22 protein-coding genes are annotated in these 21077 nt (G+C 56.8%); 7 read left to right on the top strand and 15 right to left on the bottom strand.

Annotation, left to right across the window (positions count from 1 at the left end):
• Positions 1-24: 24 nt before the first annotated feature.
• Genes DPRO_RS09225 through DPRO_RS09245 form a run of 5 tightly spaced genes read right to left on the bottom strand, consistent with a single transcriptional unit; the run spans position 25 to position 5253 of the window.
• Positions 25-981: an oligopeptide/dipeptide ABC transporter ATP-binding protein gene (locus tag DPRO_RS09225; RefSeq protein WP_157917413.1), complete on the bottom strand. Its 957-nt coding sequence runs from the start codon at positions 979-981 to the stop codon at positions 25-27.
• Positions 963-1907 carry an ABC transporter ATP-binding protein gene (locus DPRO_RS09230; protein WP_097011778.1) on the bottom strand — a complete coding sequence of 315 codons (945 nt, stop codon included), beginning with the start codon at positions 1905-1907 and terminating at the stop codon, positions 963-965. The genes DPRO_RS09225 and DPRO_RS09230 overlap by 19 nt, the downstream gene beginning before the upstream one ends.
• Positions 1908-1917: 10 nt before the next feature.
• Positions 1918-2763, bottom strand: a complete 846-nt coding sequence (locus DPRO_RS09235) for an ABC transporter permease (RefSeq protein WP_097011779.1) — start codon at positions 2761-2763, stop codon at positions 1918-1920.
• Positions 2753-3700 (bottom strand): ABC transporter permease, encoded by a 948-nt coding sequence (locus tag DPRO_RS09240; protein ID WP_097011780.1) that lies wholly within the window; start codon positions 3698-3700, stop codon positions 2753-2755. The genes DPRO_RS09235 and DPRO_RS09240 overlap by 11 nt, the downstream gene beginning before the upstream one ends.
• Positions 3701-3702: 2 nt before the next feature.
• Positions 3703-5253, bottom strand: a complete 1551-nt coding sequence (locus DPRO_RS09245; RefSeq protein ID WP_097011781.1) for an ABC transporter substrate-binding protein — start codon at positions 5251-5253, stop codon at positions 3703-3705.
• 125 nt (positions 5254-5378) lie between these two features.
• Between DPRO_RS09245 and DPRO_RS09250 the strand changes: the two genes are divergently transcribed.
• The gene (locus DPRO_RS09250; protein ID WP_097011782.1) at positions 5379-6191 is read left to right on the top strand and encodes a class I SAM-dependent methyltransferase; all 813 of its coding nucleotides are present in this window, start codon (positions 5379-5381) and stop codon (positions 6189-6191) included.
• A gap of 33 nt (positions 6192-6224) precedes the next feature.
• Positions 6225-7076, top strand: coding sequence for a class I SAM-dependent methyltransferase (locus DPRO_RS09255; RefSeq protein ID WP_157917414.1), 852 nt, complete (start codon positions 6225-6227; stop codon positions 7074-7076).
• Positions 7077-7517: 441 nt separating this feature from the next.
• On the opposite strand, the gene DPRO_RS09260 is transcribed toward DPRO_RS09255, so the two are convergent.
• Positions 7518-8585 carry an IS5 family transposase gene (locus tag DPRO_RS09260; protein ID WP_097010253.1) on the bottom strand — a complete coding sequence of 356 codons (1068 nt, stop codon included), beginning with the start codon at positions 8583-8585 and terminating at the stop codon, positions 7518-7520.
• Positions 8586-8664: 79 nt separating this feature from the next.
• On the opposite strand from DPRO_RS09260, the gene DPRO_RS09265 reads away from it, so the two are divergent.
• Positions 8665-8892, top strand: a complete 228-nt coding sequence (locus tag DPRO_RS09265) for a hypothetical protein (RefSeq protein ID WP_097011784.1) — start codon at positions 8665-8667, stop codon at positions 8890-8892.
• A 121-nt stretch (positions 8893-9013) separates the two neighbouring features.
• Here DPRO_RS09265 and DPRO_RS09270 read toward each other — a convergent pair whose 3' ends face one another.
• Positions 9014-10834: a recombinase family protein gene (locus tag DPRO_RS09270; RefSeq protein ID WP_157917415.1), complete on the bottom strand. Its 1821-nt coding sequence runs from the start codon at positions 10832-10834 to the stop codon at positions 9014-9016.
• Between DPRO_RS09270 and DPRO_RS09275 the strand changes: the two genes are divergently transcribed.
• Positions 10825-11313: a magnesium chelatase subunit ChlI family protein gene (locus tag DPRO_RS09275; protein ID WP_097011786.1), complete on the top strand. Its 489-nt coding sequence runs from the start codon at positions 10825-10827 to the stop codon at positions 11311-11313. The two genes, DPRO_RS09270 and DPRO_RS09275, sit on opposite strands and share 10 nt — an antisense overlap.
• Here DPRO_RS09275 and DPRO_RS09280 read toward each other — a convergent pair whose 3' ends face one another.
• The 8 genes from DPRO_RS09280 to DPRO_RS09310 all read right to left on the bottom strand — a co-directional run bounded on the left by DPRO_RS09280 (position 11314) and on the right by DPRO_RS09310 (position 17178).
• On the bottom strand, positions 11314-12198 hold the full coding sequence (locus tag DPRO_RS09280) for a transporter substrate-binding domain-containing protein (RefSeq protein WP_157917416.1): 885 nt from the start codon (positions 12196-12198) through the stop codon (positions 11314-11316).
• 134 nt (positions 12199-12332) lie between these two features.
• Positions 12333-12704 (bottom strand): DNA-binding transcriptional response regulator, encoded by a 372-nt coding sequence (locus DPRO_RS09285; RefSeq protein WP_097011788.1) that lies wholly within the window; start codon positions 12702-12704, stop codon positions 12333-12335.
• Positions 12705-12718: 14 nt separating this feature from the next.
• Positions 12719-13096: a NifB/NifX family molybdenum-iron cluster-binding protein gene (locus DPRO_RS09290; RefSeq protein ID WP_097011789.1), complete on the bottom strand. Its 378-nt coding sequence runs from the start codon at positions 13094-13096 to the stop codon at positions 12719-12721.
• Between the two features lie 31 nt (positions 13097-13127).
• Positions 13128-14015, bottom strand: a complete 888-nt coding sequence (locus tag DPRO_RS09295) for an ATP-binding protein (RefSeq protein WP_097011790.1) — start codon at positions 14013-14015, stop codon at positions 13128-13130.
• Complete coding sequence (locus DPRO_RS09300) at positions 14008-14871, bottom strand: nucleotide-binding protein (protein ID WP_097011791.1); 864 nt, start codon at positions 14869-14871, stop codon at positions 14008-14010. Before DPRO_RS09300 ends, DPRO_RS09295 begins: the two co-directional genes overlap by 8 nt.
• A complete protein-coding gene (locus DPRO_RS20320) occupies positions 14868-15443 on the bottom strand; it encodes a NifB/NifX family molybdenum-iron cluster-binding protein (RefSeq protein ID WP_232005765.1) in 576 nt (191 codons plus the stop codon). The genes DPRO_RS09300 and DPRO_RS20320 overlap by 4 nt, the downstream gene beginning before the upstream one ends.
• Positions 15444-15472: 29 nt before the next feature.
• On the bottom strand, positions 15473-15805 hold the full coding sequence (locus tag DPRO_RS19995; RefSeq protein WP_157917417.1) for a DUF134 domain-containing protein: 333 nt from the start codon (positions 15803-15805) through the stop codon (positions 15473-15475).
• 245 nt (positions 15806-16050) lie between these two features.
• Positions 16051-17178, bottom strand: coding sequence for a PAS domain-containing sensor histidine kinase (locus DPRO_RS09310; RefSeq protein WP_097011792.1), 1128 nt, complete (start codon positions 17176-17178; stop codon positions 16051-16053).
• 146 nt (positions 17179-17324) lie between these two features.
• Between DPRO_RS09310 and DPRO_RS09315 the strand changes: the two genes are divergently transcribed.
• The 3 genes from DPRO_RS09315 to DPRO_RS09325 all read left to right on the top strand — a co-directional run bounded on the left by DPRO_RS09315 (position 17325) and on the right by DPRO_RS09325 (position 21042).
• Entirely contained in the window at positions 17325-17762 is a 438-nt protein-coding gene (locus DPRO_RS09315) for a PACE efflux transporter (RefSeq protein WP_097011793.1), read from the top strand.
• Between the two features lie 9 nt (positions 17763-17771).
• Positions 17772-18404, top strand: coding sequence for a LysE family translocator (locus DPRO_RS09320; protein WP_097011794.1), 633 nt, complete (start codon positions 17772-17774; stop codon positions 18402-18404).
• Between the two features lie 148 nt (positions 18405-18552).
• Positions 18553-21042: a heavy metal translocating P-type ATPase gene (locus DPRO_RS09325; RefSeq protein WP_097011795.1), complete on the top strand. Its 2490-nt coding sequence runs from the start codon at positions 18553-18555 to the stop codon at positions 21040-21042.
• Positions 21043-21077 lie beyond the last annotated feature (35 nt).

The following is a 21077-nucleotide window of genomic DNA, read 5'->3' on the forward strand; positions in this document are numbered from 1 at the left end:
CCAGACGAGAAAACGTTTGCAGCCTCAGGCCGCGATTTCATTGGTATCAGCAGCCAAGGCACATCGGACGTATCGCCCGGGAGTCGGCTCGATGAGCACTGGCAGACTGCTTGAACATGCAGCCACGGCATGGGGACAGAGCGGCGCAAATGCACAGCCGTCCACACTGGCCTGACACCACTCCATGTCATAGTCGCTGGCAGCCCTTGCGTCGCAGGATTCTATCGCGTCCTCGAAGAGAAGCCGCGTGTACGGGTGCATCGGGTTGGTAAATATTTCATCAACAGGCCCCGTTTCAACGAATACCCCTCCGAGCATGACCGCGACATCGTGCGCGATGGCCCGAACGGATTCGAGATCGTGCGAAATATACATGTACGCCACGTTGTCGCGCTCCTGAAAAGAACGCAAAAGGCTGAGAATCTGCGCCTGAATCGAGCGGTCAAGCGAGGATACCGGCTCGTCTGCAATCACCAGATCGGGCGCGAGGGACATGGCTCGCGCTATACCGATACGCTGGCGCTGTCCGCCGGACATCTCGTGCGGATACCGGTCCAGCAGGTCCGGCACGAGGCCCACCATGGACAACAGACGCTCAAGTTGCGCTTCCGCATCGCCATGCAGCAGGCCATGCAGCCGCAGCGGCTCAAGAAGCAGGTCGCGGGCCTTGAAATTGGGATTCAGCGACCCGTCGGCATCCTGAAAAACCATCTGTAGACGCTGCCGCAAGCTCCTGTCGTCCCATGTCGGCAGCGGGCGCCCCGCAAAGGAGACCAGCCCTGAATCCGGCTTGAGCAGCCCCGCCGCCATCCGTGCAAGTGTCGTCTTGCCGCAGCCGGACTCGCCCACCACCGCTAGCGTCCTGCCCGGAGCGATGGAAAACGTCACGTCGCGAACAGCGACGTTCCTCCGTTTGAAGAAAAACCCGGACTCGAACGTCTTGCTCATCCTTTCCAGATGAATCACTGCAGGTTGTGACACCGAACGCCTCCGTTGAACTCGGGCACAATGGAACAGCAGGTCTCGCAGGAGTTGCTGCACCGGGGCTGGAACCGGCAGCCACAAGGCAGATCCGTCAGGGCCGGGGGGCTGCCGGGGATCGGCTCCGGACAGGAACCGTCCATGGACCTGTGCAGGGCCGAGGCATACGGGTGCCGCGGTCTGTTCAGAACCTGCGCGGCCGGTCCCAGCTCAAGAATCTGCCCGGCATACATGACTGCGGCGGTCTGGCAGAGGCGGCGGGCCGCGTTCCAGTCATGGGTGATGCACAAAAGCGCCGCCCCTGTCTCCTCAAGACAGTCAAGCAACAACCCCAGCACGCTCCGGCGCACAGTGGGGTCGAGCGCGGTAGTCGGCTCGTCGGCCACGAGCAGCACGGGGTCCTTGGCCAGCGCCATGGCGACCATCACCCGTTGGCGCATGCCTCCGGAAAGCTGGTGCGGGAACTGGCGGAACCGCTTCTTCGCTTCCGGGATTCGGGCCATGTCCAGAAGCCGCAAGGCTCGCAGATTGGCCTCGTGCCTGCCGCATCCCCGGCTGAGCCGGACCGCTTCGGCGATCTGCCAGCCTACGGGAAAAAGCGGATTGAGGTAGGCCGAAGGCTGCTCGAAAATCATGCCCATGCCGCGGCGGCGAACGCGGCGCATCTTCCGCTCGCTGAGCGCAAGAAGATCGTCGCCGCGAAAAAGCACCTGCCCGGAAATCTTTGCGCCCGGCGGCAGAAGACGCAGCAGCGACAACGCCAGAATGGTCTTGCCGCACCCGGACTCGCCCACAAGACAGGCCTTCTCGCCGCATCCGAGATCGAAGCTCACGTCGTCCACGGCGCGAACCATGCCAGCGGGCGAGTCGAATTGAACCTTGATATTTCGTACCTGAAGCAACGATGAATTCTGCTGACTTTTCATGCGATCCTCCTCATGAGGCAAACTGCAGTTTTCGCCAGTCCGAAAGGTTGCTGCGCGGGTCGAGCACGTCCCGAAGCCCCTCGCCGAGCATCGTGAAAGCGAGCACGCTAAGAGAAATTGCCGCCATGGCAGAAAGGGATACGTGCGGCGCGACCTCTATGACGGGCAGTCCCTTGATGAGCATGGTCCCCCATTCCGGAACCGGCGGCTGCACCCCGAGGCCGAGGAACCCAAGCCCGGCGATGTGAATGATCTTGCCGCCGATGCCCAGCGTGGAGATGGTCACGACAGAAGGAAGAACGCCGGGCAGGATGCAGTGTCGCAAAATGTAGAACGGCCCGGCCCCGATGGCGCGGCTGGCCTCCACGTAGCCGCACTCGCGAATGGACAGCGCCTTGGAGCGCGCAACGCGGGCGTATTTCGGCCACCCCGGCAGGGCCAGCGCGATCATGAGGCTGGTCTCGCCCGGGCCCAGTATGCTGATGGCGATGAGCGCCATGACAATGCCGGGAAAGGCGAAAAAGCAGTCCGTTATGCGCATGAGCAGGGCGTCGAGCGCTTTGAAATACGCGGCGAATATCCCGAGCGACGTACCGATGAAGCCAGCCAGCGCGGTGATGGTGACCGCCAACCCGAGGGACGGCCTGAGGCCGTACATGATTCGGCTAGCAACACAGCGTCCCAGCTTGTCCGCACCCAGAGGAAACTCGGCGCTCGGCCCTTCAAGCCGATGGGCAAGGTGCTGTCTGTCAGGATCGTGCGGGGCCATCTGCGGGGCGAACACGGCAAAGAACACGAGAATCGAACAGAGGACCATGCCGAGGAGCATGCCCGGGCTTTTCCATCTATCCTTCATAAGCGCCCTCCCGAACCCTCGGGTCCAGCCAGACCTGAAGCATATCCACAGCAAGATTTATCAGCACGTAAACGCAGGCGATGACCAGAATGCACCCCTGCACCACGTACATGTCCCGAGCCCTGACCGCGTCCACGAGCAGGCTGCCAAGCCCCGGCCAGAGAAAGATGGATTCAACCACAACAGCCCCACCGAACAGGTAGCCCATTTGTGCGCCGAGGTACGTCAGCACGGGCGGAAGCGCGTTCTTCATGGCGTGCAGTCCGGTCACGCGCCACTCGCTCATGCCCTTGGACCGGGCCGTAATCACGTATTTTTCCTCCAGCGACTGGATCATGCAGGTACGCATCAGCCGGGTGGTTATCCCGGAGCTGGCTACCGCCAGCGTCACGGCCGGAAGCACGAGATTGGAAAAGGAGCCGTACCCCGCAACCGGGAGCAGGTCCATCTGCACCGACAGGACCAGAAACAACACCACCCCGACACAGAAATCCGGCGTGGAGACCGCTATCATGGAGCCGGTCATGGCCGCTCTGTCCACCCATGATCCCGGCATGGCGGCCGAGAGCGCTCCAAAGGGCAGAATGATGACAAGCGCGAGCAGGATGGACGCTCCGGCAAGCAGAGCCGATGGTCCCAACGCCTGCCCGATGGCGGACACGACACTCTGTCCCGTCTGGTAGGAATGGCCCAGATCGCCCTTGAGGGTTCTTCCGAGCCAGCGCCAGTATTGGACGTAAAGCGGGCGGTCCAGCCCCATCTCCTTCTCCAGCTCCACGACCGCGGCCTTCGGCGGTGTTTCAGCCGCAGTGAGCGCTCGAAGGGCGATTTCCGCAGGGTTTCCGGGACTGAACGAGAGGGACAGAAACGCCGCAACGCTGACTCCGAACAGGACCGGAGCCAGCGCGGCGATTCGTTTGAGGATAAAGGGAAGCACGACTACCTGTTCACGCTGACGGTTTCCAGATGATAGCTGCTTTCGGTCGGATGCATGGTGTACCCGTCAATGTCTTTGGCCACGGCGTCCACGTTAACGTAATAGTTCAGATACATCATGGGAGCCTCTTTCATGAGGATGGCCTGAACCTCGTCATAGATGGCCTTGCGCTTCGATTGGTCGAAAACACTCCTGCCCTTCAGCAGCAGTTCGTCAACTTTCGGGTTGCTGTAGTGATATGCACCCCAGCCGCTCGCAACCGTGTTTTCGGAGTAGTAATCCTTCATGAGGTTGTAGTCCGGATCGGGCACGAAAAGCAGGCCGCGGCCCACCAAGAACATGTCGAAGTCGCCGCTGTCTCGTATTGAGTGAGCGGCGTCCACCTGCGTCACAACAAGCTCCGCATCAAACCCGACATCCTTGAGCTGCGCCTGCACGACCTCGGCGGTCGGCGGCAGTGCTGCGCGCTCGGGGTAAGTCACGAGCTTGATCTTCAGCGGCGTACCGTTCTTCTCCCTGATCCCATCACCGTCGGAATCCTTCCACCCGGCCTTTTCCAGCATCTCTTTTGCCCCGGCCTGATCAAATTTGTAGCCCTTCACTTCCTTGTTTGCCCAATAGACCATGGGCGGATACAGCGTCGTGGCCGATTCCCCCACTCCTTCCAGCACATAGCGAACAAGGTCGTCACGGTTCACGGCCATGTTTGCGGCCTTGCGGACAAGAATATCCGTGAAAGGCCCTTCGGCCATGTTGAGACCCATCATGCGGCAGCGGCCTATGGACGTGCGGTGAATCTCGAACTTGCCCGACTGTTCGAGAGAGCGAATCGCCTCGGGCGGCAGAATCTGGGCGATGTCCAGTTCTCCGGCCCGAAGCATGGCCAGACGGGTCACGGCGTTGGGCACACCGCGGTAGAACACCTTGTCAACCTTGGCCTTTTCGCCCCAGTACGCGTCGTTGCGAGTGACGGTGACGCTGTCTTTCACCTTCCAATCTTCAAAAACAAAGGGGCCGGTGCCCACCGGTCTGATCATCTCACCGCTGGCATCAAAGGAGGATTCGGCAACAGGCGCGGTTTCGCCCATGGACAGATAGGCAGCCAGCGGAGCAAACGGTTCGGAGGTTTTCAGCACAAGGGTTTGATCGTCAGGAGCGGCTATAGACTCCAGCGGCACAGCCTTGAACAGGGACCCTTTCTCCTGAAGCCGCTCAAGAACGGCCTTGACTGTCCCTGCAACGAGCGGTGTTCCGTCATGAAAGAGAACGCCTTCACGCAGATTGAGCGTCCACGTTTTCCTGTCGTCCGACAAAGACCAGGACTCGGCCAGACCCGGCTTCAGCTCAAGATCCTGATTCACTTCGATCAGGCATTCGGTCACGCCAAGGCGTTTGAAAACATAGCCTGCTTTCTGGATGTCGAGCGTCTTCGGCCCCCACGGTCCCGCGACGTTCAAAACCGTTTCCGAAGCAGTGGCATAGCCTGCCATTGCAATAAGAAGACTCAGGCTCAGCATGAGGATTCTAAGAGCCGGACGAATTTTCAGTAACATGATTCCTCCACGGTGATTAATTTGTTGACACGTTAGTTAATTGGGTGGCACGAATCAAGCATTAAATTCAGAACTGAAATATCGGGCGGCATACCTATTTTGGAATCACAAGCAAAGGGGTGAAAATGAACGAAGCAGATACTGTTTCCTGGCAAGACCGCTGGCGCATTCAGATGGAAGACATGGCAGCGCGCAGCGATACGCAATACTGGAATCGAAGAGCCGAAGATTACAACAATTTCATAGTATCGAGCAGTTTTGAGTACGGGGAACGGATGGCCGAAATCCTGCATTCGAACACGATGCTGGGGGCCGACTCCAACGTGCTGGAAATCGCTTCCGGCGTGGGTGCGGTCACGCTTCCGCTGGCCCGCCGGGCAGCCAGCGTCACTGCCGTGGAGCCTGCCCAAGCCATGGCTGACCTGCTGGAAGAGAATGCCTCTGCAGCTAATATCAACAACGTCAGCCCGGAAGTAACTGATTTTGCATCTTTTGCAGCACAAACGCAGGGCAACGCTTTCGACCTCGCCTTTCTCTGCCACGCGGCCTGGCAGTTTCCGGACGCGACATGGCTGATTGAAGAAATGAGCAGGCTCTCTTCAGGCTATTGCTGTCTCGCGGATACCATGGGGCAAGGCGACCCGGAAAACCTCGCAATGCAGAAAAAGTTGGGCATCAACGCCCCCGAGGTGGACCGCCCGTTCTACCTCTATAATGTTCTGAATGAGCTCGGCAGACCTGCCAGCCTCTCCAACGTCAGCTATGTGATGCGACGCTCCGAGGACTCCGCGCGGTCCATGTGGACAAACCTCGTCTCCAAGTATCGCACGGTTTCGGAGCAGGACACCGAGATGATCGACGAGCATATTGCAACCCGGAGCACGGACGGTGTGTACGAAGTGCCGGCGACAATGACCATGATGTGGTGGAAGGCCTAAATGCGCCGGACGGACAACGCAAAGGAGTATGAGATGGACGAGAGACTGAGCGTGGCACACTGGGACGGACTGTGGGAACAGCGCTGGGACACCCGAGAAAGCCTGTATGTCGGCAGCGCGCACATGGGTTACTGGCAGGCCCGGGCCGAGGATTTCTCTGTTGGCCGCAAGGCATGCGATTATGATTTTGGACGCAAAATCACCGGTGTCCTTACGCCGTTTCTTCCGGCCGGAGCCGAAGTTCTTGACGTGGGGTGCGGCCCCGGCAGTATCCTCGTACCCATGGGGCAGGCAGGATGTCGCGTCACGGCTGTGGAACCAGCCGAAGAGATGATCCGGCAACTACGGGCCAATGCCGAAGCCGCCGGAATAGAAGACTATGACGTCATGCCGTCCATCTGGCAGGATGTGGACACGGAGAGCCTCAGCGGACGCTTCGATCTGGCGCTTTCCGCCATTACCATGTGGATGTTCCGCGACCTTCGGATTCAGCTGGAGCGTCTTGAGACGGTCTCCCGCGATCTCTGCTGCGTCGTCGGTGGAGCAGGCGGCGAAACCAGCGGGCACAGTGACGGGATGTGGAACGCCATCATGGGTGACGTCCCCCAGCCCGGGTATTCGGAGTTCCCCCTCGCGTTCAATCTGCTCTATGCCATGGGCCGTAATCCGGAAGTGCGCATTGTCGACTACTCCACGAAACGATCCGTAGAGAGTAAAATTCACCAACAAAAGCTCTTCTACACCAAGTATACACAACTCACCGACAGCGTGGAACGGATGATCGAGGAGAACGTCATGGCCGGCGCATCGGACGGTCTTGTACAGGAAAACTGCAAGGCGTCGGTCATCTTCTGGAAAAGCCCGAAAGCTGGCGCGTCGAACTGATTTATCAGCACAGACTCGTCACCGGGGCATTCGGGTTGGTTTAATCGTCCGGGAAGCACCGATCTGCCCCACCTCCTATTTGACGGCGGTGAACGTACACCCAACAGCTTTGGTCTGGAAGACTTGGCTATCGGGCTGATGGGGCCTCTGCTATCGTGGACGCAAAAGATAGAGAGCGTCGGCTCACTCTCGTTCGGGGTCAAGTCATAACAAACTGCTAAACGAGTACGGGCGATATGAGCGCTGGTGAACGGATAGTTCAGACAATTACCGGACTGCAATGTCACCACAAGATGAGACCTCTGCGCATCCCCTTTTCGCGTCCGTGCCTTGCGCTCCGCACCCAATTTGATGTTCTGACCGCACCCCAGCTTGGGCTCATTCCCGGCCTTTTCCTGCCATTTCTGGCCGAAATGCCGGATTTTGGACGCACCTCTCCCTTCAGGCTCGCGCCAGTCGAACAGCTTTTTTCAAATTGAACGCCATGGCGAGGATGTGGAACTCTCCCTCCACCTTCTCACGACCCACGTATCGGGACCGAAAGAATGCGTAGCCACGTTTGAGTGTGCCGAAGGCCCGCTCGACTATTTGCCGAATGCTGCTGATGTCACGGTTGCGGGTCTTTTCGAAGTCTGTCAGCCTGCCGCCACGAGGCGTCTTGTCCATGGTTCCGTCCTCCAAATCGCGATCAAACAGAATGTCCCGGTTCTTCCCGCTGCAATAGCCCTTGTCCGCATAAACCCGTGCGCCGGGATCAAGGCCGACGCCATTCACGAGCCGCTCGAATTCGCCCGTGTCCGAATGGTTCGCGGGAGTGATGTGACCACAGAGCAGAAACCCGTCTCGACTGTCCGTCGCGGCATGGAGCTTGTAGCCGTAATAGGCCCGATTTCTCTTGCGGAGCCAGGCCGCCTCCTCGTCATCCGAATAGCTGACCCGGCAGTCCACCGGCCCATCCTGTTCTTCGGCGTCCTCGGAACGGTCCTCAGGCATCACGTCGATAACCTTGCGCGGCCGCCGCTGCGACTCGACTACCGAGGCGTCCACCACGGCTCCCTCACGGACAAGAAGCCCTTGTCCTTCAAGCTGGCGGTTAAGCATGTCGAGCAAGGAGTCCAGCACCTTCAGGCGGATCAAACCGTTACGGAAACGGCATATGGTGGTCTCGTCCGGCACGTCGTCCTCGATGGAAAAACCGGTAAATCTGACAAAGGAGAGCCGGTCGAGCAGCGCCTGCTCCACGCCCGGATCACTCAGGTTGTACCAACGCTGCAAGAGCAGAATCTTGAACATCGCCAGAGGCGGATAGGCGGGATTGCCCACGGCGTTGGCCTTGCGCCTGATCTTCTTGCACAGAAAGGCGTTGATGGGCTGCCAGTCGATGAGTTCGTTGATCTCATCCAGAAATGTGGTCTTGGTTCTGCGGTGCCCCAGGAAGTAATCACCCAACCGAGGTCCTTTCTGCCGAATAGCCATGCCTTCCTCCTTTGGATGGAGAAATAATAGCATAATAAATCAAATAGTTAAAGAGTAAAAGTGTGGGATTTGCCGTGCAGAGGTCTCGGTATAGGATTGTGCGGGGACGAGCATGAAGAAGAAATTTTGCAAGACCAACGAACGTCGGCCATGGGATGTGCTCAACTGCTCAAAATCACGCTACCTGGCCAGCGCCCCGTGGAAGCAGGCCAAGATGAAACGCCGCGAATTCGAGGCACTCCTCCTTGAGATGCCCGACGGGTTCACGGAATATGTCTTTAAGGAAGCCGAGGCCGAGAGGCTGGTTGAGGTCGTGTTCGGCAAGGGCAGCTTGGAGTGAGGAGTGGCGGTTACCATGCAGCTACCTCCTGAATTGCCCAGAGAAGGCCAAAAAAACCATCCAGCACAGGGCAAGGAGGATTACGCCCCAAGGGCCTTTCTGCGGAAAATGTAGCCGGTTTTTACAGTTGCTTTGATCGAGTAGCGATCCACTTTTGCAAGTCCTCAAGCTCCCAGTCATAGTGTGTCTGCTCCGGTGGAGCGGGAGTTCCATCTAGCTTAACAAATGGACCACCTGCTACAATGGATTCAGGCGGTACGGGTTTTTTATAAAGGAATCTTTGCCAGACGACCTTTTCATTTACTCTTCGTGGCGGTGGACAGAAGCATGCATAATATAGGGTCCTATCAGGCATATCTGTATGTTCGCCACCGATTTCAAAAACAGCTACCCGATCCGGGAAAAAAGTAATTTTGCGGACAACCCGGCGCAACTCGGCGGTCAACTCCCCGCGGAGCCTTGACGCTTCTTCATCATCTGCATTTTTCAGCTTTTCGGCCAAGGCCGTGATGTTGGACTGTCTTTTTTTGATGGACGGCTTTACCTGGCTTTCCGCAAGTCGATCTTCAAGGTCCAGGATTTTTTCCTTATAGCCCCTGACGTCCTCGTGTATTTCCCGGATGCGTTGCGCGACTTGCGGGATGGAGTCGGCCCTGAAAGACTCGACCAACTTGTCCAAGGTCCTCGTGCTTTCCGCCAGTTCGATTTTCGCCTTTTTCAGTTCCTCCTGAAGGTCCGGTTTTTTGATAGTCTTTTCCTCGCCGATTGAGTCCAGGTCGATTTCTTGCAAGAGGCCATCAAGAAGCGCTTGTTCAATTCGGGCGTACTGGTGGAATGATGTGTGTTCGCAGTTCGTCCCGCGACTCCGGCCGTCACAAACGAGATATTTGTCTCTCGCCCGGGCTGTGCGCAGGCGCATGGCACACCCGCACAGTCCGCAACGGGCAATCTTGCGGAAGATGTTTGTGACATATCCCTTCCTACCCTTCCCGCCAGTGTCCGGTTTCAGTTTGCGCCGTTTCGAAGCAGCCCTTGCCCGCAACCAAGTCTCCTCGTCGATCACCTTTGGCCAGTAGTCTTTTGCCGGCTCCCCAAATGCGATTCGTTTTCCATTCTGGCGTTGCCCGCCTGTGTATGGCTGGTATTCACCAAGAACCGATCTGCCATCAAGGATTTTACCAATGTACGAAGCCGACCAGCCATTTTTGGACCGGCCCCAGGTTGGGATTTTCTCTGCGTTAAAACGCATTGCGATCATACGTCTGCCGTAACCAGTAATGGTTTCAGCGAACATCCGTTTGATCAGTGCGGATCGCTCCGGGATTAGGAAATATTTATCCTCGCTTTCCGAGTACTCAATCCACGCAGGTTTCAGACCGCCAATCGGGACACCCTTCTGTGCTAGATGGTGTTTTTGATCCCACATAGCTCCGAGTCGTTCTGATTTTCTTTCGGATTCTTCGTTTGCCCTCGCCATGATACCCAAACAAATCAATAGGTCGCTAAAATTGTCATTGATGTTCTTATGTGTGTATGTTTTCCCATTCTCAAGCGTATGGATTTGTATTCCAGCGCGAACGATTTCGCGAAAGATGTCAAATGCATCTAAAACCTTGGCTCGTGAAATTCTATCTAGCGACTCTACGATCAGTACAGAGCCACTCGGTATTTGCCGTTCCCGGACAAGGGACAAAAACTGGCCCAAGGCTCCTTCAGTGACGTTCGCCGCCGTGTACGCCGAAACCCCTAAATCTCGCAGGGTATCATCGAGGATAAGTCCATTTGCCTCAGCGTATTTCTGGGTCGCCTCAAGTTGTCTTCGTAAGCTGTCGCCATGAAGCTGTTTCTTTGAAGACATCCTAATATAGCTATATGCCTTAGTTTTTTTGTTGTTTGCTTTTGACATGAACATCATGATAATCTGTTGTCCAAATGAAAACAAGTCCCTGCCCCTGCGGCTATTTGAGCGATGATACCCACCCGTGCGAATGCACGCCGCTGGCTGTGGGGCGTTACCGGTCCCGTATTTCCGGCCCCATGCTGGATCGGATTGATCTGCAGGTGGAGGTACCGGCTGTCCCGTATGAGGATTTAAAAAAGGCGCGGGGAGATATCGATTCGGCAACCATGCGCCAACGCATCATTGATGCACGGGCCATTCAGGAAAAGCGATACGCTGACATGCCTATTCTGACCAATGCCGAACTGGAAGGCGCAGCCCTTGAAAAATATTGCTCCATCGGCGAGGAGGAACACGGATTCCTCAAACAGGCGGTACAAACACTGGGACTGTCGGCCCGCGCCTATACACGGATATTGCGCATATCCCGGACCATCGCAGACCTGGAAGGGGCACCCGCCATAGAAACGGGTCACCTAGCCGAAGCCATCAACTACCGTTCCATGGACCGACAGGGCTGATTAACCGGACCCGCCGCCCAGGCCGATCCGACGCCAATCAACGAAAAAGAGCACGAACAACGCCAGCAGAAGAGGGCCAACAATCATCAGCGTGTCCCATATCCACACGGTTGTGCTGGAGTCTTCCACAAACCAGCGCCCGCGGATGACATCGATCTCTTCCTCGCTGATTTGGGCCATTCCCCATTTGACGATTTCCATCAACTCCAGGTCGCTCTTGCGAACCGCGGCCCGCAACTGCTCCTCGTAGAGAACTTCTTTGATCAGCAGATCCTTGGTGCTCCCCAGTCTGCCGACCTCGAACCCAACGATAGGGTGATCGCCCACAACGCCCAACACTTCATCATCCATCAGCGCCGAGGCCAGTTTTGCGACGCTCGGATAGCCGACAATGGTCGATTCAGGATGGTTCTCCAGCATGTACGCTTCACCATACCCACCGGCCAACACCCCCAGACGATACTGCTTGTAAATGGTATCAACACTGCCATTCCGGGATTCTCTGACCACAAGTGCCGCCTGAAGGCTATGGAATGGTTCGGAAAACTCGAACAACCGTTCCCGCTCGGCATTTTGAAAAATACCACCGTGGATATCACTCTGTCCCGTGGCAACCCAGCGCAACGTTTCAGACCAGGTGCCAAGCGTGAATTTCACGGGGATGCCCGTTTTGAGCGACCACAGACGCCAGTAATCGATGATGAACCCTTTCTCGTTGCCGTTTACCCCTTCATAAGACATGGGGGCAGAGCCGATGCCACTGACAATGCTGACTCCGTTTTCACGATACCATTCGAGATTTTTGGCATGGACATTGGTGGCAAACAACAAAAACAGCAGGCCCACCATGAAGAAGGGGCGACTATATAAAGTAATACTATTCACTTGATTTCAGGTCCTGATCATTTGGTCTGGTGAATAATGTAGTCGAGAACCCGGACTAGATGCAAGTGACAAAAAAGTATGGTTGAACGCGACGTGCACCGCGTTCAACCAATTGGGGAGGATGTCGGAAGGAGTTACCCAACCGTCATTGTTTTAATTTGTTCTCCAAGCGCCTTTCCGTCCAGGGCTTGAGGCTGTATCGGCAGCCCCTTGAGAACCCCGAGCCCTTCACTGGCTTCATGGAAATCCTCTTCCGAAAGGGGAGTGATGACTGCCGTCTGTATGGTGGCATCCACTGTGAGAATATCCATTACCAGACGAACAGGGTCCGCCCCCGGCAGTTCCTGATCTACAACGACCAGATTCACCGGAGTTTGCCTGATTGATTCCAGAAGGGTTTCAGCATCCGGTTTCATTGTCACCGAGACCCCCTGTTCCTTCAGTCCTTCAGAGAACGACTGCAGGTCATCTGACCGCGGTGTGACGATAATGCAGGAAGTAGACATCGTTCCCTTCCTTGTTAGTGCTGGCCGCCGCCACAGGTCTGATCCGGGGTGAAGACCGGCAGCGAATCTTTGAGCAATGCATCAACAGCCTGCCTGACCGTCGGTGCGCCGCTGCCATGGTAGACTTCGATTCCGGCCTGATTGAAGCCCATGAGCGGACGGAAGCCCATGCCACCGGAAATCAGTTTGGTGACGTTCTTCTCGGCGAGATAATTCACCGGCGCCAGGCAGCCGCCCTGCTCATGCGGGCAACTGGGAACAGAGTCGACCTTTTCGACCTTGCCGTCCTTGACCTCGACGAGGGTGTACATGGCGCAATGGCCGAAATGGGCATCAATGGACGCATCCAGTCCCTCGGGACCGGCAGAAGGAATGGCAATAACGGTATTCATTTCATAACTCCTTGTGTTGGTTATCGAACAATCAACTTGTTGCCTTGTCATCTTCCAACAGACCGAGGACCTTCTCCCAGGCGCCGTGCAGCACGCTACCCAGTCCAGATGGATCGTATTCGGTCAAAACCTGTCGCTGAATCATGGCATTGACCACGCCCGGGTCATGGGCGAGTCGACCGACCAGCGAAAATCCCTTTTCCCTGCAATAGGACTCTATTGATTCCGCAAGGGGCGGATTGATATCCCACTTGTTGATCAATACGGCCACCTTGGTTCGGAATCCGACACACAGATCAGCCACCCGCTCCAGATCATGAATGCCCGAAGGCGTCGGTTCGGTGACCACAATGGCGACATCGGTCCCGGCCAGCGAGCTGATCACCGGACACCCTATGCCCGGTGCTCCGTCGCACAGCACGAGATCAACACCGGCGATCTCCGCCATTTCCCGCGCCCGTTGTTTGAGCAGGGTGACCAGTCGCCCGGAATTCTCCTCACCGGGAAACAGCTGTGCATGGACCATGGGGGAAAAACGGGTATCGGAAACATACCAGTTGCCGCAGTGCTTTTCGGGAAAATCGATGGCTTCCGAAGGACAGAACTCCACGCAGACCTTGCACCCTTCGCAGTGAAAGGGCTTGATGGAGTAGCCGATCAGAGACAATTCAATGGCATCGAAACGGCACATGTTCCGACATGTTCCGCACATGACGCATTTTTCGGGATTGATGACTGCCTCATGGCCCGAACGAAAAGCGTTTTCTTCCTGAATTTTCGGGTTGAGCAAAAGATGGAGATCAGGTGCGTCCACATCCAGATCACAGAGAACAGCCTCTCCTGCGAGATGGGAGAATGCCGCCATGATGGTGGTTTTACCTGCACCGCCCTTGCCGCTGATGACAACTATCTCACGCATGGGAGACCTCCGGTACGCCTGCGGCTTCGAGCATGTTGCGCCTGAGGGAGACAAAGGTCTCGCGCAACGTGGGAACGGCATCGACAATGATATGACCGTGGGAGTAAGCCTCTGCCACTGCCCGGTCGTAGGGGATTTCCGCCCAGATGGGCAGACCGTGTTCTTCACAGTAGGCGTATACGGACTTGTCGCCGATACCGGCACGGTTGATGACGACGCCCATGGGTTTGCCCAGTGGAGTGAACGCCTCGTGCGCCAGACGAAAATCATGCAGGCCGAACGGTGTCGGCTCCGTGACCAGAACGATCACATCCGCATCCATGACCGCGCTGACGGCAGGACAACTGACACCCGGAGGCGCATCAATGATGACATCGCCCGCAATCCCCATCATGCCGAGCCGATCCTTGACCTGACGCATGAGCGGTGGGCTCATGGCTTCGCCTATGCGGGAGCGACCCATCAGGAACCGGATGTCTCCTGCTTGACCCGAGAGCACTTCTCCCAGCTCACGACGACTTGGGAAGAGCGCCTTTTCCGGACACACGGCCAGACATCCGCCGCAGCCGTGGCACATTTCGTTGAAGACGAGCACATGTCCGGCCATGAGCGTGATGGCCTTGAACTGGCAGATATCCCGGCAGGCGCCGCACTTGGAGCACCTGTCCTCCACGAGTTCCGGCACTTCGAGATAGGCGATTTCAGTATTGGTGAATTCGGGATGCAGAAACAGGTGGAGATTGGGCTCCTCCACATCCAGATCCACGGCGAGAACATCTTCCCAAAGGGAGGCAAGGGAGGCGGAAACCGTAGTCTTCCCCGTTCCCCCCTTGCCGCTGGCTATGGCGAAAATCACGCTCTGCCTCCGGCTTGCCTGTTAGGCCCTTCCGCCATCGGGATTTCTCCGTTGCGGAATTTCTGCACAGCCTCGCCAACGGTCATGCCGTCGACATCCTGACCCACGGCTATCCCTGCTGCTTCGAGTGCCGCGAAGGCCTTGGGGCCGACATAGCCCGAAAGCAGAACCTGCGCTCCGGCGTTGGCCACGTTCTCGGCAGCCTGAATTCCTGCGCCCTGGGCCATGGTTTGTGATGTTCCGTTGTCCACGTACTCCACTTCCATGGTTTCCAAATCCACCACTGCGAAGCCGCCTGCGCGGCCAAACCGAGGGTCCACGCGGTCTCCCAAAGTCGGACCTTCACTGGACACCGCTACTTTCTTCGCCTCCATGGCATTGCCCTCCGCTTTCATCGGACCAGCGGCCCGACGACGGTTGTTCATTCCCTGACCACGGCCCTGTCCCGAACCGCGACCATTTCCACGACCTTGCCCTTTTCCCTGGCCCTGGCCCATTCCACGGCCTTGACCACCCTGACAACGACGACCACTTCCCGGTCCGCCTGATCCTGATCTGTTCATTCCTGGCATGACTGCCTCCTTTGGACTCAATGTCCGGTTCAAGCGTCCGTGTCGGTTTTGGTCGCTTTGCAGCATCCCTTGGCCAACTTAAAGTGGCCGCCATCGATGCGGATGGCCCATCCGCGGGTCAGGGCCTGCGCCACCGCCTTGCGTGCAGTGGCGAGAATTCTGCCGAACGTGGGGCGGGAAACTCCCATTTGCCGGGCTGCCTCTTCCTGAGACAACCCTTCCCCGTCCGCCAGCCGTATCGCCTCGAAACCCTCGTGGGTCAGCGTGATATCCTCCAACAGACGCATGGGTATGCCTTGGGGCTTGTAAAAGGTCGCCCCCGGCTCCCGTTGAATCATCCGTCGTATCTTCTTCCTTCCCATGGACCTCACCTTATGTGAACGATTCGTCATATGACGATACGCTCATACGTTTTCTCGTCAAGAAAAAATGAGCATATGCTCATTACTTTTTCCCATGTTTGTTTTTTATATACGATAATTCAGCATGTTAAGAAACACGAAAGACCACAAAAAAGCTCTTTTCTTCTCGATTACCAAGAAAAAAAGAGCCAATGGGCAGCAATCCCGAGCGACAAGAACCGCTCGGATTGGTTCATCTCACGGTATCAACTGAGAAAAAGAGTGAAGGTTGTTTCACCATTACCCGTGGAACAGGCGATGCTGCCCCCGAGGTACTTTTCGGTGAACAGTTTGGCGACATAAGTACCCAGTCCCCGATCAGGTGACTTGGTGGAAACATAGCGGCCAAAAATCTGGCCCTGGATCTCAACCGGGACATCCCCGTCATTGGTTATGCTGAGCGATGTAGTTCCATCACCGGATCGGCGACATTGAATACAGATACGACCACCAGCAGTCTCTCGTGCTTCAAGTGCATTGACGAAGATATTGCGGAGCACATGACGCAAAATTTTAGGATCGCTATACAGGGTCCCGCACATGATATCGTAGTCAACCATATTGGGCTGCACGTTGCGAATCCGACATTCTTCGTTCACAAGGTCACTGATGAACGGCATGGGAGTTATATTCTGTTTCTCGGAGACCATGGCGCCCTGCTCCGCGGCGTACAAATCGCGATGATACATCACGTCGCGGAGGATTCTTCGGGACGTATTCAGGAGCATCGGGAACAGGGTCACATCTTCCGGTTCGGCTTCGATGAGCTCTGCCAGGGAAGTGATGCTGCCCACAGTATTGATCAGCCCATGGTAAAAAGTACGATTCAGATAGCGAAGTCGCAGTTCATGGCTGATGTCGAGGGCGAACAGGAAAATGAAATTCTCACCCCGAAACGTGGTCGGCCGGGTAAAGACCTGCAAATCGAGCGGCACCTCATTGTGATCCACCACGCGGGTCATGCGGCAATTCTGACAATCTTCTTCTCCTTGCAGGCTCTTGACAATTGCTCTGGCAGCCCCACATGAGCGGCAATCGAGGGAACAACCGCATCCCGCTTCCATCAGGGCCGCGTTGACACAGTCCAATGCCTCGCCCGGACGTTTGCCGATGACATCTTCAATGTGTTGTTTCAGTGAGAGTTTTTTGAACGCTTCGTTACAGTAAACGATCTGGCGGTGCATATTGAGAACCATGACGCATGCAGGGACAGCATCAAACCAGGGCAGGAGAAACTCGTTCTTCAGTTCTTCGGATATCTTCTTGACGGATTTGTAATCACCTCGTTCCGGAGCGGCGAAGTGCGTGTCCAGCCCTTTCCCTATGATGCCCATAGATCCCCCTTGGATGCAAAACCAGACCGGTTATTTTTATAGATTGTACAATTGTAGCACTACAGCATTGATTGGCTCAACCATGTTATTTTTTATTCCGGAAACGATCATGGACATGATCAGAAACGAGGTGTAGAGCTTCGCCCATGCGTACTCAATCAGATAGACTTCGACACACCATGATGTTCGAAATAATCGGCCTGCTGACCTGCACGCCTCTTGCCTCGTGGCTGCTGGACAAAGAACTGCTCAAGATAGGCAGCATGTCCCTGGCCATCTCGCTGACGGCCATGGTCTGCAACTATATATTCAACCTTGCCTTCGACCATGCCCTGGTCCGCATGGGGCGCTCCCTGCGTGACAGACCCCCCATGCTCCGGGTAATCCACGCCGTGCTGTTCGAAGCATCCCTTCTCCTGTTCACCGTGCCCATGGTCGCCTGGTGGCTGGATATGGGGTTGTGGCAGGCGTTTGTCACCGACCTGGGATTCGTGCTGTTTTTCCTGGTCTATGCCTATGTTTTCAACTGGGCGTACGACCGCGTCTTCCCGGTGCCTGAAACACCGACTGTTGTGGAAAGCTAGGGGAACACGATGTTCGGGATTCACGATATCGCGCTGTTCATCGTATCCGGCCTGTTGCTGAACATCACGCCGGGTCAGGATGTGGCGTATATCGTGAGTCGCGGTGCCGGTCTTGGCTGGCGCGGCGGTGCCATTGCCGCGCTGGGCGTGGGTACCGGCTGTTTCGTCCATGTCTTTGCCGCTTCGCTGGGGCTGTCCGCCCTGCTCGCCACTTCGGCTACCGCTTTTACCGTGGTCAAGCTGGCCGGTGCCGGATATCTGATCTGGATAGGCCTGACCATGTGGCGCGGCAGCAACGGTAACGTCAAGGAAACATGCCTTGCTCAGCGCCCCTCCCTGCATCGAATATTCACACAGGGCTTCCTTACCAATGCGCTCAACCCCAAGGTTGCCCTGTTCTTTCTGGCATTTCTGCCGCAATTCGTGTCCGCCGACTCAACGACCAAACCGCTGGCTTTTCTGCTGCTTGGTGTGCTGTTCACCATCAATGGCACCATGGTCAATCTCGGGTGGGCATGGTTCGCCGCCCGCGCCGCTCGCCTGCTCAAGGGAAGCGGCCGGTTCTCCGTCTGGATCAAGCGCGTAGCCGGAACCCTGTTCATCGGACTGGGTATTCGTCTGGCTCTGGCTAAAGCAGCCTGATCCGACCTTTTTACGACTTCCCATTACACCGATTCCGGCCATTCCCTCTTATGGCAGCGGTGCATAATGTCATTTTTTTCACACCCCTTGCCAAACATCCTTTTTATGCGCACTATGGATTTTCATTCATTGATAAGGATTTTCAACTATGCAGACAATACAAGCACAGATCAAAGGCATGCACTGCGCCGCCTGTTCCGGGCGCATTGAACGAACCGTCGGCGCCATGGACGGTGTGGAAACGGTATCCGTCAATCTTGCCGCCGAGACAATGCAATTGACCCACGATCCTGAAGTGGTCACTACCGAAGACGTGGCCCAACGAATCAAGGATTTGGGTTTCGAGGCAATCTTTCAGGCGAGTTCAGGTCTTGAAGAGCTGAATCTGGAGCTTGGAGGCATGCACTGCGCAGCGTGTTCAACTCGCATCGAGCGGGTAACCGGCAGTCTGGAGGGCGTTGATTCCGCTTCGGTCAATCTGGCCGCCAATTCCGGCACGTTCGTCTTCGATCCCTCGCTGGTCTCCCGACGCGACATCCGGGACGCCATCAGCAACGCAGGGTTCACCTCTTCGGTGCAGTCCGGGTCAACCAACCTCTTCGAGGAAAAACGCCGGGAAGCAGAAGCCCAACTGGCTGCCCAGAAACGGGAACTCATCCCTGCCTTTGTCTTTGCCCTGCCGCTGCTGATCATTTCCATGGGCCACATGTGGGGCATGCCGCTGCCCGATGCCCTGAACCCGGAACTTGTGCCGCTCAATTTTGCCCTGGCACAGCTTGCACTGACCCTGCCTGTCATCTGGACCGGTCGCCATTTCTACACACAGGGCATCCCAGCCCTGCTGCGTGGTGGTCCCAACATGGACTCACTCGTTGCCATGGGTACCGGTGCGGCATTCATCTACTCCCTGTGGAACACCATTGCCATCGGTATGGGCGATCCGCATTCGACCGAAACGATCATGCTGGCAATGGATCTGTATTACGAGTCCGCTGCCGTGCTTATCGCCATGATCTCACTGGGTAAATATTTTGAAGCCCGCTCCAAGATCAAGACATCTGACGCCATCCGCGCCCTCATGGAGCTGGCACCCGAAACCGCCACCATCATCAAGGATGGCACCCAGCAGACTATTTCCATCGATGAAGTGGAAGCCGGGGATACCCTGCTGGTCAAGCCGGGCGAACGGATTCCCGTGGACGGCAAGATCGCCAAGGGGCAATCCTCTGTGGATGAATCCATGCTCACCGGCGAACCCATGCCTGTCAGCAAGGATATCGGCGACACCGTGGCCGGTGGTACGCTCAACACCCACGGCTCCCTGACCATCACTGCTGAGCGTGTGGGGCAGGACACGGTTCTGGCGCGCATCATCCGCTTGGTGCAGGAAGCGCAGGGGTCCAAGGCACCCATCGCCAACCTCGCCGACACGATCAGTTTCTATTTTGTCCCGGCGGTCATGGCCATCGCGCTCATTGCCGGCATCGCCTGGTATATGAGTGGCGCGGGCTTCCCGTTTGCGCTCCGCATCTTCGTGGCCGTCATGGTCATTGCCTGTCCCTGCGCCATGGGATTGGCTACGCCGGTCTCGATCATGGTCGGAACCGGTCGCGGCGCCCAGCTCGGTGTGCTCATCAAGTCGGGCCGAGCCCTACAGGAAGCCGGAGACCTCGATACCGTGATCTTTGACAAAACCGGGACCCTGACCCACGGTCGACCCGAAGTGGCGGACATCACCATGGTTCGTGGTACCATGGCCCAGACCGAGGCCATTTATCTTGCTGCTGCTGCGGAAAGCCAATCCGAGCATCCGCTGGCGCAGGCCATGGTTCGCCGAGCCGAACGTCTGGGACTTGAATATCCCCAGCCTGATTCCTTTGAAGCCATTCCCGGCAAGGGGATCAAGGCAACCATCGGCTACCGCGAAGTGATCATCGGCAACAAGGCGCTCATGGATGAGTACGGCTTCGGATTTGATGATGACAGCCTGGCAGAGGCCGCCGTACCTCATTACGAAAGCCAGGGCGCTACAGTGGTCTATTTCGCCAGTGAGAATAAGCTGAACGCACTGTTCGCCATCAGCGATGAAATGCGTGACGAGACCCCCGAGGTCGTGGCTGAACTCAAGAAGAACGGCCTGACACCAATCATGCTCACCGGCGACAACAAGGACACCGCCCGAGTGGTGGCTGACAAGGCCGGGATCGAGACCGTTATCGCCGGAGTTCTGCCTGACAAGAAGGCCGAAGAGGTCGATCGCCTGCAATCAGAAGGACGCAAGGTCGCCATGATCGGTGATGGTATCAACGATGCTCCGGCCCTTGCCAAGGCGGATATCGGCATTGCCATGGGCTCGGGAATCGACGTGGCCGTGGAATCCGGCGACATGGTACTGATGAAGTCTGATCTGCGCGCCCTGCTCACCGGACTGCGGCTGTCACAGGCGACCATGACCAATATCAAGCAGAACCTTTTCTGGGCCTTTGCCTTCAATACCATCGGCATCCCGGTGGCGGCCGGACTGCTCTTCGCTTTTGGCGGCCCGACCCTCAATCCGATGCTGGCGGGTACAGCCATGGCCATGAGTTCCGTGACCGTGGTGTCCAACGCCCTGCGACTGCGTTTTTTCAAGGGATAGAGTCATGTGCGGACTTGGTCCGTACCAACTAAATA

Origin of the sequence: Pseudodesulfovibrio profundus, from assembly GCF_900217235.1 — a bacterium.
Classification (GTDB): domain Bacteria; phylum Desulfobacterota; class Desulfovibrionia; order Desulfovibrionales; family Desulfovibrionaceae; genus Pseudodesulfovibrio; species Pseudodesulfovibrio profundus.